Here is a 14,819-nt window from a genome sequence, read left to right on the forward strand (position 1 = left end):
CGAAGCCGGGTGTGGTCGAGAATTCAGCCCGCAAAGGGAGAGACGCGAGCCCGATCAGCCGTGAAGTTTGATTGCGAACGATCGCGAAAGAAAACTATTGCGCATATATGGCCAGAAGGATTAGAAGATGATCACAATTGACCGATATGGGGTGTTTATGTCTGGTCCAAGGCTCGGCATCACTATGGGTGATCCCGCGGGCATCGGCCCCGAGATCATCGCGAAGGCATGCGCACGGCTGAAACCGCGCCTGGCCGACGGGTCACTGTCGCTTCTCATCATCGGCAGCGCCACCGCGATGCGCGCGATGGAGTCCATTTCAGGACGTATCGAGCGGGAAGAACCGTCGGCTTCGGCCGCCAGACCTTTTCCGCCGGTGGCCATTCTTGAGGCCGGACCAGAGCGGACCCCCATAGAGACAGGCGTCATGTCGGCCGAAGGCGGGCGCCTTGCCTACCTGGCCATCGAAAAGGCTGTTCGCCTGGCCCAGGCCGGCTCGATTGCGGGTATCGTTACGGCCCCCCTCAACAAGGAAGCGCTCAACCTGGCCGGCTATCACTATGCCGGCCATACCGACATGCTGGCAGAACTGACGGGCGCCCGCGATTCCGTGATGATGCTTGCCCATGGCGACTTTCGCGTCAGCCATGTCTCGACCCATGTGGCGCTGGCTCAAGTTCCCTCGAAACTGACCGGACCTCGTTTGCGCCGGGTTATCAAGTTGACTGTCGAGGCATTGCAGGGCCTCGGCATTGCGCATCCGCGCATTGCGATTGCCGCGCTCAACCCGCACGCTGGCGAAGGCGGCATTTTCGGTCGTGAGGACATCGACATCACGACCCCGGTCGTCGCCTCTTACACATCGCCCGATTTCACCGTGGTTGGACCTGTTCCGGGCGACACGGTCTTCGTCAAGCTACGTGCGCGTCAGTATGATGCGGTGGTCGCGATGTATCACGATCAGGGCCATGTTCCGGTGAAGCTGCTCGGCTTCAATGTCGATCCCGCGACCGGTGAATGGAAAGCGCTCTCCGGTGTCAATGTGACGCTCGGCCTTCCGATCATTCGTACCTCCGTCGACCACGGCACGGCCTTCGACATCGCCGGCAAGGGCATCGCCAACGAGGACAGCCTGGTCGAGGCGATCGAGTTCGCCGTCCAGATGGCCGCGGCAAAATCCAAACCTTAGGCGCCGGCACGCCTGCAACGCACGAAGAAGCGGATCGAACCATGGCTGTAGAGAAGTCCCATCTCATGCTGATCGACGGCAGATTTGTCACCGGCGAAGCCGGCACGCGCCCGGTGATCAACCCGGCCAACGGCAAGGCTTTTGTCGACGTGCCCGAGGCAAGTCCGGATCAGGCTCGCCAGGCGATAGAGGCAGCCCGTAAGGCGCAGAAAGCCTGGGGGCTCAAATCACCCCTCGCTCGTGCGGCGATCATGAAGCGGATCGCGGTCTTGATCCGGCAGAACGCCCGACATCTGGCCGAGGTGGTCGTCAGGGAACAAGGCAAGCCGATCAATGAGGCCATGGGTGAAGTCGGCGGTGCGGCCGAGTTCTTCGACTACTACGCCGAGTTTGCCCGCCGCATTCAAGGTGAGATCCTGCCATCCGACTACGCGGGAGAGCAGGTCTGGATCCAGCGCGTACCCGTAGGCGTCGTCGCCGCCATCATTCCCTGGAATTACCCGAGCGCCCTGGTCAGCCGAAAGGTGGCGCCCGCCATGATCGCCGGCGACACCATCGTCCTCAAACCGCATGAAGACACGCCGCTTTCGGCGCTCGAAATGGCTCGCATCTTTGTGGAAGCGGGCGTGCCGGACGGCGTCGTCAACATCATAACAGGACGAGGCGAAACCATAGGCGAGGTGCTGTGCACGGAACCCGGCGTCGACCTCATCACCATGACCGGAAGCGTGCCGACCGGCAAGCGCATCATGGCGAATGCTTCGCGCAACCTGACGCCCGTTTCGCTGGAGCTTGGCGGCAAGGCGCCCTTCATCGTCCTGGCCGATGCCGATCTCGACCTGGCGGTGCGGTCGGCGGCCACCTCGCGCTACATGAATTGCGGGCAGGTCTGCATATGCAACGAACGCACGCTCGTCCACCGTTCGATTTACGATCAGTTCGTCACGCGCTTCGTGGAGTTCTCGAAGTCGCTGGTCGTCGGTGATCCGATGCAGGCGAATACCGATATCGGTCCCAAAGTCAGCCGTGAGGAATTGGAAAAGGTCGAGGTGGTCCTGGCGGAAGCCGTCGCGGGCGGCGCGAAGCTGGCTCTGGCCGGCGGACGCCCGGCCAAGGCGCCGATCGACGGTGGCTACTGGCTCAATCCGACCGTATTGACCGACGTGACGCCCGACATGCCGATCATGACGCGGGAAATCTTCGGCCCGGTCGTGCCGATCATGCCCTTCGACACCTTCGAGGAGGCAGTCAGCATCACCAATGCCAGTCGCTATGGCCTGTCGGCCTATCTTTTCACCAACGATCTGGGTCGCGTCATGAACGCCGTCAACGAGGTCTCGTTTGGCGAAATCTATGTGAACCGGATCGGGCCAGAAATGCTGCAGGGCTTCCATGTCGGCTTCCGCGAGAGCGGATTGGGCGGTGACGACGGCGTACACGGGCTCGAGAGCTACATGCGCAAGAAGACGGTCTACGTGAATTACTCGGGTGCCGCCACGGCGGCATTGATGCCTTACGGGCGCTGAACAGCGCCCAGCCAGTACGACCAGCCAGGTCGCTACCCGGCCAAAATGGCCGTTTCATCTCATCGGGAGGAATAAAATGCACTATCGTGGATTCATGGCGGCGGCTTTGGCCGTGGCATTGTCGGGGTTGGCCGCATCTTCGGCGATCGCCGACGACACCATTCCACCGGAAGCAAAGGCGTTGCTTGAGCCGTTGCCTCTATCGCCGAGAGGCCAACCCGTTCCGGGCTTCCCGGACGGTCCACCGGCGGTGTCGCCAGACGTGCTGAAATTCTCCGATGCCGACCTTGCAAAGCTGAAGACCGGAAAGTTCACCGCCGGGCTGGTGATGCACACCATGGATGCCGGCTGGCCTCAATTGCAGGTGGCCGGGATCTCGAACACGCTCAAGGATTTTGGCATCGAGGTTGTCGGAACCACCGACGCCAAGTTCCAGCCCGGCCAGCAGATCAGTGATCTCGAGCAGATGATCGCACGCAAGCCGGATGTGATCTTCTCGATCCCGATCGATCCGAAGTCCGAATCCGAAGCCTACAAGAAGGCGGCGGCAGCCGGCATCAAGCTGGTTTTCATGGACAACGTTCCGGTCGATATGGCGCCGGGCAAGGACTATGTGTCCGTTGTCGCTTCCGACAATGAGAAGAACGCCTATTTCGCCGCGCAGGAACTTGTCGGGGCCATTGGCGGCAAGGGCGAGGTCGGCATCATCACGCTGGTCTATGACTACTACTACTCTGTCGCGGCCCGCAAGGTCGGCGCACTCAAGGCATTCGGCGAACACCCCGACATCAAGGTCGCGGACGTCGGTACCTTCACCGCGCCTGAGAAGGCCTACGAGGTCGCCACCGCCATGTTGACGGCACATCCCGACATGAAGGGCATCTTCGTTGCCTGGGACACGCCCGCGCAGCAGGTCGTGGCCGCGGCCAAGACACTCGGCCGCGACATCGTCATCACCACGAATGACATTGCCGCAGACAGCGCGCTGAACGTTGCACGTGGCGAGTTTCTGGCCGTGGGTGCGCAACGCCCCTATGACCAGGGTGTCGCGGAGGCCAAGGCGGCCGCGCTTGCTCTGCTTGGACATGACGTCCCGCCGTATATTTCGGTACCGACATTGCGCGTCAAGAAGCTCGACCTTCTCAGTGCCCTCAAGCAGGTCACCAAGGAAGATGCGCCGGCTTCGGTGGTGAAAATCTGCAACGGCGAGTGCTTCTAGAGCAGTTCACCGTTTCACGGAAACGGCGAACCGCTCTATCTCTTTGTTTTTGCGCAATTCCAGACGGAAAACCGTACACACTTTTCCTGGAATTGCTCTGGCTCCTTCTTTCGCCGGCGGGCCGCAGCAGTCCGCCGGCGCTCCCCGAGCGATCGAGAAATCGTCATGGCCGAAGCGAAAACTTCAACGTCCCAGCGCCCTATCGTAACGATGCAACGCATCGGCAAGTCGTTTGGCGCGAACCGCGTGCTGTCGGACATTTCGTTCGAGGTCAAGGCCGGCGAAACGCATGCACTGCTCGGCGAAAACGGTGCGGGCAAGTCGACGCTCATGAAGATCCTCATGGGCGCGTATCGGACGGACGAAGGCCGGATTCTGTTCGACGGCGAGGACGTCACCGCCCTGTCGCTTCGAGAGAGGATCGATCGCGGAATCGCAATGATCTTCCAGGAGCTGAGCGTCTTGCCGAACCGTTCGGTTGCCGAAAACCTGTTTATCCTTCGCGAGCCGCTCGCCTTCGGCCGACGTGTCGATGCCAGAAAAATGCTGCGCGAGGCCCGGGCTCTGATCGAGCGATTTGCCTTCTCGCTCGATGCCTCGGCACGTGTGGGCGACCTGGCGTTCGCTCAGCGCCAGATGGTCGAGATTCTCAAAGCGATCTCGCGGGGCGCCAAGCTGCTCGTAATGGACGAGCCGACTTCGTCCCTGACCATCCATGAGGAGGAAACGCTTTTTCGGACAATCGGTCAGCTCAAGCAGAACGGAATCGGTATCGTCTACATCAGCCATCGCATGGCCGATGTGCTGCAGCTTTCGGATCGCATCTCGATTATCAAGGATGGGCGACTGGTCGGCCCGCTCGATCCGGAGAAGACGTCCATCGAGGATATCGCGTCGTTGATGTCCCGGCCCAAGGTCGAAACAGCTTCCCCAGCCGCAGCCGCGCCAGCAAATCGTCAACCGGCGACGCCCGCCGGGATGCCGGCTCTTGAGGTCCGTGACCTTGCCACCTCGCGCAAACTGTCCGGCGTGTCGTTCTCGATCGACCCGGGCGAGATCGTCGGCCTTGCCGGGCTTGTCGGCAGTGGCCGCTCGACCCTGGGCAAGGCTTTGTTCGGCATCCTTCCGGATGTAACCGGCCACATCGCCGTCGGGAGCGACCCCGTCCAGCCGGGCAGTGTGAGCAGGGCCATCGCTGCCGGTATCGCGCTTGTTCCCGAAGACCGTCGGCTCGAAGGTCTTGTGGGTGGGCGCTCGATCGAGGAGAACCTCGCGCTCCCCCGCCTTTCCGAGTTCTCGCTGGCGGGTCCGTTCGGGCCGATGGCGAAGGCCCGGATAACGGCTCTGTTCAGACAATACCGGGACGATCTCAGTATCCTGTGCCGCGGTCCCTTACAGAAAGCCCAGGAGCTTTCGGGCGGCAATCAGCAGAAGATCGTCTTCGCCAAATGGCTGGCCATGAAGCCGAAGCTGTTGATCCTCGACGAACCAACCTCCGGCGTCGACATCAATGCCAAGCGCGATATGCGCGACCTTGTGCGCCGCACGGCCGGCGAAGGCGTCGCCGTGCTGCTTATTTCTTCGGAACTCGAAGAACTCCTGGATTTGTCCGATCGCATTCTGGTCATGGCGCAAGGGCGGATCACGCGCAGCATCGATCGCGCGGACGACGAGACAAAACTTCGCGCGTTGCTGCAGGCCGAGGCGGCCAGACAAGCCAGTACGCGCGCCCAGGGAGTTGCAGCATGAAACCGTCCCCTATGCCCTCGCACGCAAATGCGATAAATTTTTTCCGCGATCACATCACCTATGTGATCTTCCTGGCGATAACCCTCTACTTCGTCCTGTTTGCTCCACACTTCGCGTCTGTGTCGACCGCAAGCGCGGTTCTGCGAATCACAGCCATCGTTTCGGCAATGGCGATCGGCATGACATTCGTCATCATCTGCGGCGAAATCGACCTGTCGGTAGGATCGGTTGCGAGTTTTTCAGGGATGATCGGAGCGCTGCTGCTCGGCCAGGATGTTCCCACCTATGTGGCAGCTCTTCTGGTGCTGGCCGCCGGCGCAGCGATCGGGGCCACCTCGGGCATCCTTGTTACGAAAATACGCATTCCATCGTTTCTTGTGACCCTTGGCATGCTGTCGATCTTTTCCGGCCTGGCGCTGACGATCACCGGCACCCGGCCGGTGTCGATCGTCGACGATGATTTCTCGAACCTGTTCTGGAACGGCAGTTTTCTGGGCGTGCAGGCGCCAATCTGGTGGACGATCGTCCTAACTTCCGTCGGCTATTATCTTCTGCACCAGATGCCCTTCGGCAGGCGTGTTTATGCGACTGGTGGAAACCCTGTAGCCGCCCGCTTTTCCGGGGTGCGGACGGACAGCGTCAAGATCTTCGCCTTTGTGCTGTCCGGCATGATGGCATCCCTTGCAGGCATGATGCTCGCGGCCCGCTCCACCGCCGGCAATCCCAGCCTGGGGGCGGGTCTCGAACTCGACGTCATCGCGGCCGTGATCATAGGCGGGACAAGTCTCTTCGGCGGCTATGGATCGATCGTCGGTTCTGTCGTCGGAGCAATCTTCATAGGAATTCTCGGATTCGGTCTTCTCGTGCTCGGTCTTTCGACCAGCATCCAGGAGGTGATCAAGGGCGCTATCATCATCATTGCCGTCTCGTTGAACCGGCGTTGAAGCAGAACAGTTCCATGATCCGGCGAAACGCGCGCGTTCCACGCGTTGACTGATGAAATCGCGCCGTGCCCACCTGAGATTTCTCCACCGGCTTCACGGCCCGCTCGGCGCCTGCGCTAACCAGCTTCGTTGGCCAGGTGGTCCTTCATGAGGTCACCATAGGGTTCAACATCGAATGCGGTTGGAAAATTCTCGGGCTTATAGGCCGGGATCGCCGCCTTCCGATCCAGAACCGACTGATGGACCAGCGGCCGCCGTCCCTGTCGCTCGATCGTGCGCGGCTCGGCTTGCGGTAGGTAGAAGCCGAGGACCGATTTTCGCTTCCATTCACGCCATTTGACGGACTTTGGGATCCACTCGAGCGGCTTCCAGCCCACGGTCATTGAATCATGCACGATCCCCAACGGATCGGGGCTGACGAACGTCATCGTCCCCTCGCCCTTCCCTTCCCCGAAGACAAGCCGCTCCAGCATGCGGGAATTGGTCTGCAATCCAAATGCTTTGGCCTGATCAACCATCCAGTCGAGCGGAAATTTGGATATGGCGCTTTCCTCTTCAGGATAGCCACCGCCGACATCGGAATGAGATCCGGCGAACCAGACTTGTTTGATATCCTGCTCTTTTGCCGGCGCAATCTTGTCGAAAGGATTTTCGACGAATGGCTGCGGCTCGACCCACCGGTTCAGCCGGAACATGCGACGATGCTCATCGATCGCAATTGCATGTCGAAAGACTTCGACGCTCGGGTTGGTCCTCGTATGCGGCAGTGTGAGGAGCTGTGGCAGAAGCCGGTCGCTTCGCGGCACGATGATCGACGCCACGGTGTCCCAAACACCAAGAAATCTGATGCGCGCGTCCCGGGCTCCTGAAACCTTGGAAAAGTGCCAGGCAACGCTAAGGTCGTGCTCATCGCTGGCTTGCTTGTAAGAGCTTACGGCATACTCGACGATGTTGAGTTGGTCCGGATGCAGCAGGCCGATCATGTGGATCAAGCCCGCAACGGCGCGGGCTGTATAGGCTCCGCGGCTGAAGCCAAAGAGGAAGATTGCGTCCCCTTCGACGTAGTGCCTGCAGATGAAGGCGTAGGCGCCGGCGATTTCGGCGTCGAGACCATATCCAGTTGCGAGCTCGAACACGGATTTCGCGTTCTGGCGCCATCGCGTCCAGGCATCGCTGGCACCGATGGTTCCTATGCCGGCGTCGTAATAGACGCGCTGCTCCTCATTCTTCTTCAGGATGCGGAACAACTTCAAGACGTTCGAGAGATTGCGCTCGATCTGGTTTCCCGTTCCATCGCAGCAGACAACGATGTTTTTGCCAGTCCGCTTCAACACCACCGCCTCTGACGGTCCAGTTCAGACCAACCAATTTTGACCCAAGCTGTGGATCACATCAACAGGCATCTGACGACGGATACCGATGAGAATGTAGGCGGCGCCGTCGGCGTGGTTCCGGTAGCGAAAGAAGAGGGCTTCAATCAAAGAAGCCCGTATCCTCTTCCCTGAGATACTTCCTGGCTGCTTCGGCGTCGATATCGAGGCCCAGGCCCGGCGCTTCCAGCAGGTCCACCATGCTGTCCTTCACGATCTGCGACGGCAGGCCGATCACGAGATCCTCCCACCAGGGGTCGGAGGCGCTGGGATATTCGAAGGCGATGTAGTTGGCGGGCAAGGTGGCGCAAACGTTGATCAGGGCGCCGAGGCCCAGCAGGCCGTTCGCGGTGCCGTGCGGCGCCATCAGGATCGAGTGCATGTAGGCATGCTCGGCGACCCATTTGAGCTCGGCAATGCCGCCGATATCGGCAGGATCTGGGCCGATGACGCGCACGGCCTGCGTCTCGATCAGCTCCTTGAAATTGTGCCGCAAGTAGATCTGCTCACCGGTATGGATCGGCGTCGAGGTGGAGGTTGTCAGCTCCCGATAGGCCTGCGGATTGACCCACGGCACATAGTCGCCGGTCAGCATGTCCTCGAGCCACATCAAATTGTACTTCTCCACCGCGCGAGCGAACTTGATCGCGTCGGGCAGCATCCAGCCCGGGCCGCAGTCGAGCGCCAGGCTGACCTTGTCGCCCAGCACTTCCTTCATGGCGATCACGCAGTCGAGCATGTGGTTGAAACCGCGCTCGCTGATCACGCCCTGATCCATGGCACCGTGATAGCCGGCCTTCTTCTGCGTCGCGCCATAATGGAAGTCCTCGATGCTGTCCTTCATGTTCGAGTGGAACGAGATTCCTTGCTTGACCATGAAGAAGTTCTGCGGCTGCTCCATCATCCATTTGACGTCGGCCGCATAATCCTCCGGCCGGTCGCCCGCGCGTTTCCGGCGGATCGAGCCGTTATAGACGCGCACCTTGTCGCGCACCTTGCCGCCGAGCAGTTTGTAGGCCGGCACGCCAGCGGCCTTGCCGGCAATGTCCCACAGCGCATGCTCGATCGCGGAGACGGCGGCGCCATAGGGCTTGAACGAACCTCGCTGGCGGATCTTCAGCATCACCCGCTCGACGTCGGTCGGATCCTCGCCGATCAGCGCCTCGCGGAAATGCAGCACAAAGGGCTTGAGATAGGTCTTTGTGAACTCGACCTCGCCAAGGCCATGGAGGCCCTCGTCAGTGACGACGCGAACGATGGGATGCCGCCCGATGACGGCGCAGCGCAGGTCGGTGATCTTCATGGCACAGTCCTATTTCACAGACGAGAAAGCTGTCGGTGTGAGCAGCTGGCTGGCGATATTGGCAACGATCTGCCCGTCACGCTCAGACTCGTCCCGGGCCCTGTGCCATGCCGGATCGGTGACGAAAGCCGCCCATTTCGCCTCACGCTCGGCCAGCGATTCCCAGGCGAGGAAATAGGTAAGGCGATTGCTGTTTTCGCCGATCGCCGTGGTGAAAAACCCGGCTTGGCGGATGCCATGCCTCTCCCAGATGGCCAGCGTCTGGTCGGAAAAGCGCTTGAGCAAAGCCGGCAGCCTGCCCGGCAGGCAGTCATAGATACGCAGTTCGTAGATCATGGTTTCGTCCGTCTCTTTCTTCGCCTCTCCCTCGGAGAGGTCGACACGAATGGTCGGTCGTTGGCCCTGTGAGCTTGAGGAATGAGGGCTGGGGGTCTGGGCTAACTCCAGGTCCGGTCCCAGCTATATTCATTGTCCCAATGCTCGGTGGATTGCCAGATGCCGGTGACACCCGGCTGCAGATGCTGCGAGATCACCTCGTCTACGACGTCGTCGATCCCCAGACCCGGCTTGTCCGGAACAGTGATGAACCCGTCCTGCACGAGCGGCTTGGGAAGGCCGGTGACGATATCGTCCCACCAGTCGACATCGGCGGAGTGGTATTCGAGCGCCATGAAATTCTCGGTCGCGGTCGCGACATGGGCCGCGGCCATCGCAGCGATTGGACTTTCGGCCATGTGGATGGCCATGGCGACGCCGTGATCCTGCGCCATGTCGCCGATCTTCTTGGTCTCCAGGATGCCCCCGCTGGTGAGCAGGTCCGGGTGGATAATGGAGAGGCCACCGCTCTTGAGCAGCGGTTCGAACCCCTCCTTGAGGTAAATGTCCTCGCCGGTGCAGATGGGCACCGTGGTGGCGTCCTGCAACTGCCGGTACTGCTCGGTGTACTGCCAGGGGATTACATCCTCGAGCCAGGCCGGCACGTATTTTTCAATTCGCCTGGCGAGCCGAATGCCGTTCTGGAGTGAGATGTGGCCGACGTGGTCGATAGCGAGCGGGATCTCCATGCCGATGACCTCGCGAACCTCGGCAATGTACTGCTCGAGCAGGTCGAGGCCCTTGTCGGAAAAGTGGAGGCCGGTAAACGGGTGGGCGACATTATGCAGGTCGTAGGCCGCGTTGCGGGCGCGCCGCTCATCAACGGCCTTGAGTGGGCCGCGGGCAGGATGAACGCGATAGCCTTCCAGTGAGCCGGCAGGAGACACGACCGCGCCGGGCACATCCGCGATCTGCATCAGCCCCAGATCCATCTTGAGGAAGGTGAAGCCGAGCTCCATGCGCTGCTTGAGACGTTTGCCGGTCTCTGTGCCGCTCGGCACGGTTGCATCGGTATCGCAATAGAGGCGCACCTTCTCCCGAAACCGGCCGCCGAGCATCTGGTAGATCGGAACGCCATAGGCCTTGCCGGCGAGATCCCACAGCGCGATTTCGACCGCCGAGACGCCGCCGCCTTGCCGGCCGTGCCCGCCGAACTGCTTGATCCGGCGAAACAGGCGATCGATGTTGCAGGGATTCTCGCCAAGCAACCGGCTCTTCAGCATCAGCGCGTAGGTGGCGCTGGCCCCGTCGCGCACCTCGCCAAGCCCGACGATGCCCTGGTTGGTGTAGATCTTGAGCAGCGCCGTTGTGAACGGTGCGCCGACGATTTCAGCCACCCGCATGTCGGTGATGCGAAGATCGGACGGCTTGGAGTTCATGTTCACCCGATCAAGGGCTTCGTCGGCTCCACCGGTCTTGGGCATCACTTATCCTCGTTTTGGTAGGCGGGCTTTTCGGCGGCATGCAGCCCCGACATGAGGCGACATGCGTCAGCCCAGCTCAATCTCGTGGGCTTGCAGGTACTCGCGGTCCATCTCGATGCCGAGACCGGGCTTCGACGTCAGTTTCAGGCTGCCGTTCGAAACGTCGAGCGGTGTGTCGATGAGATGATCGTATTTACCCAGGTTCCACTCCGACGTCTCGAGCTTGTAGAAGTTAGGAACTGTCATCATCACCTGCGCCCCCGCCACCACGTTGATCGGCCCCGCGGCGTCATGCGGCGAGACCGGGACGTAGTAGGCTTCGCACAGGGCAGAGATCTTCTTGAGTTCGGTAATGCCGCCGGTCCAGGTGACGTCAGGCATGATGTAGTCAGCGAGCTTGTTTTCGAGCACCGGCACGAAGTCCCACTTGGTGTGGCCGCGTTCGCCCCACGAGATGGCGGCGCTGACCTTCTCACGCACCTGCTTGAGGGCATTGAGGCTCTCGGGCGGGCAAGGCTCCTCGAACCAGTCGATCTGGCCGGCTTCCTCGAGGCTTCGGCAGAGGCGAATGGCGGTCGGAACGTCGAAACGGCCGTGCGCATCGATGAGGATATCGACATCAGGGCCCGCCGTTTCGCGGATCAGAGCCGTGAGTTCGGCCGCTTCGCGCTCGTCCTTGCGAGTCATGCTGCCATCGAGGTAGCCGTCCCGCTGTTCGCGCGACACGCCATCGGCGCCACGTCCCTGATGCGGGAAAGGATCAAACTTGAGCGCAGTGTGTCCGGACTCGACGATGTCCCGAATTTCGCGGACCACCGCCTCCTTGCTGGTAAATTTGGACTGGTTGGGATGGGTGTAGAGCGCGATTTCATCGCGCACCGGCCCGCCCAGCAGCTCGTAGATCGGCTTGCCCAAAACTTTGCCCCGGATGTCCCAGAGAGCTATGTCGATGGCGCTCACGCATTCGACCGCGGCGCCGCGGCTGCCCATATAGGTGAAGCTGCGGAAAATCTTGTGCCAGAGATGCTCGATCCGGGCCGGGTCCTCGCCGGTCACGGCGGCGCCGATCTGCCGCAGGATCGTGCAGAGCGCGCGGTTGGCGAGCTTGGTGGTGGTCGTGATCTCTCCCCAGCCGCTCACCCCCTCGTCGGTCGTCACTTCGACGAACAGGTACTCTCCCCAATAGGACGCATCGGACTTGATCAGCCACGGCCGAATGCTCGTAATTTTCATGTCAGCTACCTCTGTCTGATCGTCGGGCTAGCGATGTTCTGGAACGGGCATTCTATCCGGCCCGAGCGGCGTTGCGCGCACGCATATGTTCGAGGATGTGCCGGCCGGAGCCCTCGACATGGCGAGCAACGAGTTCGGCCGCCTTGTCGGCGTCTCCGGCTTTTACGAACGCGATGAGCTCGCGGTGCTCGCGAATGATCGCGGCACGCCGGGCAAGCGTGAAATTGAAACGCCGGCTCACGGCTCGCAGCACTTCACGATGCTTCCACCAAAGCTCGGCGGCATGGCGGTTGTAATGCCGCTGGTACATCACGGTGTGGAAGGCGGTATCCAGCTCGCTGTGCCTGAACGTATCGGCGAAGTTGTTCTCTTCAATCAGGTCCTGGAGACGTTGGAGTTCGGCGATGTCCTCGCCGGTGGCCATATTCACAAACCATCGCGTCAGAGCCGGCTCGATCAGAACGCCGATCTCATAAATGTCGCGGACAAACTCCTGATCGATAGGCCGGACGCGCGCCCCGCGGTTGGGGAGAAAGGTGACAAAGCCTTCGCCGCGCAACAGCTGCAAGGCTTCGCGCACGGGGTTGGTCGAGGTGCCGTGGCGCCGGGCGAGATCAGTGACCACGAGCCGTTCGTTGGCGGCAAGCCGTCCCTCGATGATGTCTTCCCTGATCAGCTCATAAAGCGAGGCGCCTTCGCTGGACGCCCCTATGGGGTCAATCCCCACCGGTGGCTTGGCTTTGAAATCGTTTGGTTCGGCCAAGGCCGGCTCCCCTGGATTAATACACACCCTTTCCGATTAACACGCAAAGTTTCGATAAACAATGTACGATCTAACGCGTTGACAGGCAATTCATGATCTGAAAACGTACAAGGCTCCCGAACGGGTACACAGATACAAAGACGTCCTGCGATCAAACGAGCAAGACCGCTTTGCCTCGCCGCAAAGCGGCATGGGAGAACCAGGGAGGATACCTATGACGAGGATTATACTCGGCAGTGCGGTCCTGCGCGGCACTGTCGCCAGCGTTTTGGCGGCATCACTGATGTCCACATCGGCGCTGGGCGCGCCGCCGGTCGACCTCAGCAAGTGGTCGCCGGAATATGTCCGCGCCATTGCGGGCACACAGGATTTCGACACGGCGGCCGATTGTGCCAAGGTCACCCCGCTGGACTACAAGGGGCGACTGACCTTCTGGTATCAGGGCGTTTTCGAGGGCGACCCCGACCTCCTGCGCCAATACTACAAGGAATTCTTCGAAACCTTCCGCAAGACCTATCCAAACATCCAGCTCGAGGAACAAGCCCTCACCTATAACGATCTTCTCGACAAGTTCCGCACCGCGCTCCTCGGCAATGCCGCGCCGATGGCGGTCCGCTTGCAAATCCTGGGTGGTACCGAATTCGCTTCAAAAGGCTATCTGCAGCCGCTGAAGCCCGAGGACGTGGGCTATTCGACCGAGGACTTCTGGCCCGGCGCCATGAAGGCCGTGACCTGGGACGGGGTGACCTACGGCATTCCAACCAACAACGAAACGATGGCGTTCATCTGGAACGCCGACATCTTCAAACGCGCCGGCCTCGATCCGGACAAGCCACCGGCAACCTGGGACGACGTCATCAAGTATTCCAAGCAGATCCACGACAAGCTCGGCATTGCCGGGTATGGCCTCGTGGCTCGCAAGAATGCCGGCAATACGCCGTATCGCTTCATGCCGCAGCTATGGGCCTATGGTGGCGGCGTCTTCGATGAAGCGGCGGCAAACCCGACCTATGAGCAGGTCGAGCTGGACAGCCCGCAGAGCAAGGCGGCGCTGCAGGCTTCCTACGACATGTATGTTCGCGACAAGTCGGTTCCGGTTTCGGCACTCACCAACCAGCAGGCCGATAACCAGCCCCTGTTCGTCGCCGGCCAACTCGGCATGATGATCTCGCACCCCTCCGACTACAATGTCATGCTCGACCTGCAGAAGAAGGCGACGGGCACCGACAAGGACAAGGCGCAGACCGTCATAGACAACATGCGCTACGGCCTGATCCCGGCCGGGCCCGACGGCAAGCGCGCCGTCGTGTTCGGCGGCTCGAACATCCACATCCTGAAGCCCGAATATGTCGAAGGCGGCAAGGTAGACGAGCCGGCGGCGAAGGCTATCATCTGCATGTGGACGAGCCCTGAATGGTCGCTGAAGATGGCCTATGCCGGATCGAATCCCGGCAACCTGAACGGCTTCAAGACCAAATGGATGAAGGAACGTCTGGACAACATCAAATTCCTCGATGTCACGACCTCGATGCTGCCATACGGCATCCCGTTCCCGGCGCTGCCGCAGGCCCCGGAGATCATGAACATCATCGTCCCGGACATGCTGCAGAATGCTCTGACCGGAGCGATGACCGTCGACCAGGCGGCGGACGACGCGGCCCAGAAGGTGAAAGACCTGATGGGCGGGCTCTAGCCTGCGCCTGACCCACGACCTGACCGGCTGC

Annotated in this window: 12 protein-coding genes; 6 read left to right on the forward strand and 6 right to left on the reverse strand. The window is 60.9% G+C overall.

The genetic code is table 11. The annotated features are described in order from the left end of the window. The first annotated feature begins 157 nt into the window (after nucleotides 1-157). The 5 genes from pdxA (at nucleotide 158) to LB541_RS08735 (ending at nucleotide 6,627) form a co-directional block, all read left to right on the forward strand. Nucleotides 158-1,189, forward strand: coding sequence for a 4-hydroxythreonine-4-phosphate dehydrogenase PdxA (gene pdxA, locus LB541_RS08715; protein ID WP_140630157.1), 1,032 nt, complete (start codon nucleotides 158-160; stop codon nucleotides 1,187-1,189). A gap of 41 nt (nucleotides 1,190-1,230) precedes the next feature. Next, nucleotides 1,231-2,715 (forward strand): aldehyde dehydrogenase, encoded by a 1,485-nt coding sequence (gene aldA, locus LB541_RS08720; protein WP_140629491.1) that lies wholly within the window; start codon nucleotides 1,231-1,233, stop codon nucleotides 2,713-2,715. 76 nt (nucleotides 2,716-2,791) lie between these two features. Further along, nucleotides 2,792-3,934: a substrate-binding domain-containing protein gene (locus LB541_RS08725; protein WP_140729596.1), complete on the forward strand. Its 1,143-nt coding sequence runs from the start codon at nucleotides 2,792-2,794 to the stop codon at nucleotides 3,932-3,934. Nucleotides 3,935-4,099: 165 nt separating this feature from the next. Further along, nucleotides 4,100-5,683 carry a sugar ABC transporter ATP-binding protein gene (locus tag LB541_RS08730; RefSeq protein WP_140557681.1) on the forward strand — a complete coding sequence of 528 codons (1,584 nt, stop codon included), beginning with the start codon at nucleotides 4,100-4,102 and terminating at the stop codon, nucleotides 5,681-5,683. After that, a complete protein-coding gene (locus LB541_RS08735; RefSeq protein ID WP_181167353.1) occupies nucleotides 5,680-6,627 on the forward strand; it encodes an ABC transporter permease in 948 nt (315 codons plus the stop codon). Before LB541_RS08730 ends, LB541_RS08735 begins: the two co-directional genes overlap by 4 nt. 116 nt (nucleotides 6,628-6,743) lie before the next feature. On the opposite strand, the gene LB541_RS08740 is transcribed toward LB541_RS08735, so the two are convergent. The 6 genes from LB541_RS08740 to LB541_RS08765 all read right to left on the reverse strand — a co-directional run bounded on the left by LB541_RS08740 (nucleotide 6,744) and on the right by LB541_RS08765 (nucleotide 13,095). Then, nucleotides 6,744-7,958 carry a DUF2235 domain-containing protein gene (locus LB541_RS08740; RefSeq protein ID WP_224618185.1) on the reverse strand — a complete coding sequence of 405 codons (1,215 nt, stop codon included), beginning with the start codon at nucleotides 7,956-7,958 and terminating at the stop codon, nucleotides 6,744-6,746. Nucleotides 7,959-8,100: 142 nt separating this feature from the next. Further along, nucleotides 8,101-9,300: a mandelate racemase/muconate lactonizing enzyme family protein gene (locus LB541_RS08745; protein WP_224618186.1), complete on the reverse strand. Its 1,200-nt coding sequence runs from the start codon at nucleotides 9,298-9,300 to the stop codon at nucleotides 8,101-8,103. A 9-nt stretch (nucleotides 9,301-9,309) separates the two neighbouring features. Continuing rightward, the gene (locus LB541_RS08750) at nucleotides 9,310-9,636 is read right to left on the reverse strand and encodes an NIPSNAP family protein (RefSeq protein ID WP_140496531.1); all 327 of its coding nucleotides are present in this window, start codon (nucleotides 9,634-9,636) and stop codon (nucleotides 9,310-9,312) included. 101 nt (nucleotides 9,637-9,737) lie between these two features. Beyond that, nucleotides 9,738-11,099: a mandelate racemase/muconate lactonizing enzyme family protein gene (locus LB541_RS08755; RefSeq protein WP_224618187.1), complete on the reverse strand. Its 1,362-nt coding sequence runs from the start codon at nucleotides 11,097-11,099 to the stop codon at nucleotides 9,738-9,740. A gap of 66 nt (nucleotides 11,100-11,165) precedes the next feature. Further along, nucleotides 11,166-12,332 carry a mandelate racemase/muconate lactonizing enzyme family protein gene (locus tag LB541_RS08760; RefSeq protein ID WP_140513313.1) on the reverse strand — a complete coding sequence of 389 codons (1,167 nt, stop codon included), beginning with the start codon at nucleotides 12,330-12,332 and terminating at the stop codon, nucleotides 11,166-11,168. A gap of 52 nt (nucleotides 12,333-12,384) precedes the next feature. Further along, nucleotides 12,385-13,095 carry a GntR family transcriptional regulator gene (locus tag LB541_RS08765; RefSeq protein ID WP_140496537.1) on the reverse strand — a complete coding sequence of 237 codons (711 nt, stop codon included), beginning with the start codon at nucleotides 13,093-13,095 and terminating at the stop codon, nucleotides 12,385-12,387. Nucleotides 13,096-13,309: 214 nt separating this feature from the next. Between LB541_RS08765 and LB541_RS08770 the strand changes: the two genes are divergently transcribed. Beyond that, entirely contained in the window at nucleotides 13,310-14,788 is a 1,479-nt protein-coding gene (locus tag LB541_RS08770; RefSeq protein WP_140496539.1) for an ABC transporter substrate-binding protein, read from the forward strand. Nucleotides 14,789-14,819 lie beyond the last annotated feature (31 nt).

The sequence above is a fragment of the Mesorhizobium sp. BR1-1-15 genome (genome assembly GCF_020165475.1).
Taxonomy (GTDB): Bacteria; Pseudomonadota; Alphaproteobacteria; order Rhizobiales; family Rhizobiaceae; genus Mesorhizobium.

Bases quoted from the DNA above. Each gene is read 5' to 3' on its own strand.
- LB541_RS08755 (WP_224618187.1), bottom strand. From the start codon at position 11,099: ATGCCCAAGACCGGTGGAGCCGACGAAGCCCTTGATCGGGTGAACATG.
- LB541_RS08735 (WP_181167353.1), top strand. From the start codon at position 5,680: ATGAAACCGTCCCCTATGCCCTCGCACGCAAATGCGATAAATTTTTTC.
- LB541_RS08745 (WP_224618186.1), bottom strand. From the start codon at position 9,300: ATGAAGATCACCGACCTGCGCTGCGCCGTCATCGGGCGGCATCCCATC.
- LB541_RS08760 (WP_140513313.1), bottom strand. From the start codon at position 12,332: ATGAAAATTACGAGCATTCGGCCGTGGCTGATCAAGTCCGATGCGTCC.
- LB541_RS08770 (WP_140496539.1), top strand. From the start codon at position 13,310: ATGACGAGGATTATACTCGGCAGTGCGGTCCTGCGCGGCACTGTCGCC.
- pdxA (WP_140630157.1), top strand. From the start codon at position 158: ATGTCTGGTCCAAGGCTCGGCATCACTATGGGTGATCCCGCGGGCATC.
- LB541_RS08730 (WP_140557681.1), top strand. From the start codon at position 4,100: ATGGCCGAAGCGAAAACTTCAACGTCCCAGCGCCCTATCGTAACGATG.
- aldA (WP_140629491.1), top strand. From the start codon at position 1,231: ATGGCTGTAGAGAAGTCCCATCTCATGCTGATCGACGGCAGATTTGTC.
- LB541_RS08750 (WP_140496531.1), bottom strand. From the start codon at position 9,636: ATGATCTACGAACTGCGTATCTATGACTGCCTGCCGGGCAGGCTGCCG.
- LB541_RS08725 (WP_140729596.1), top strand. From the start codon at position 2,792: ATGCACTATCGTGGATTCATGGCGGCGGCTTTGGCCGTGGCATTGTCG.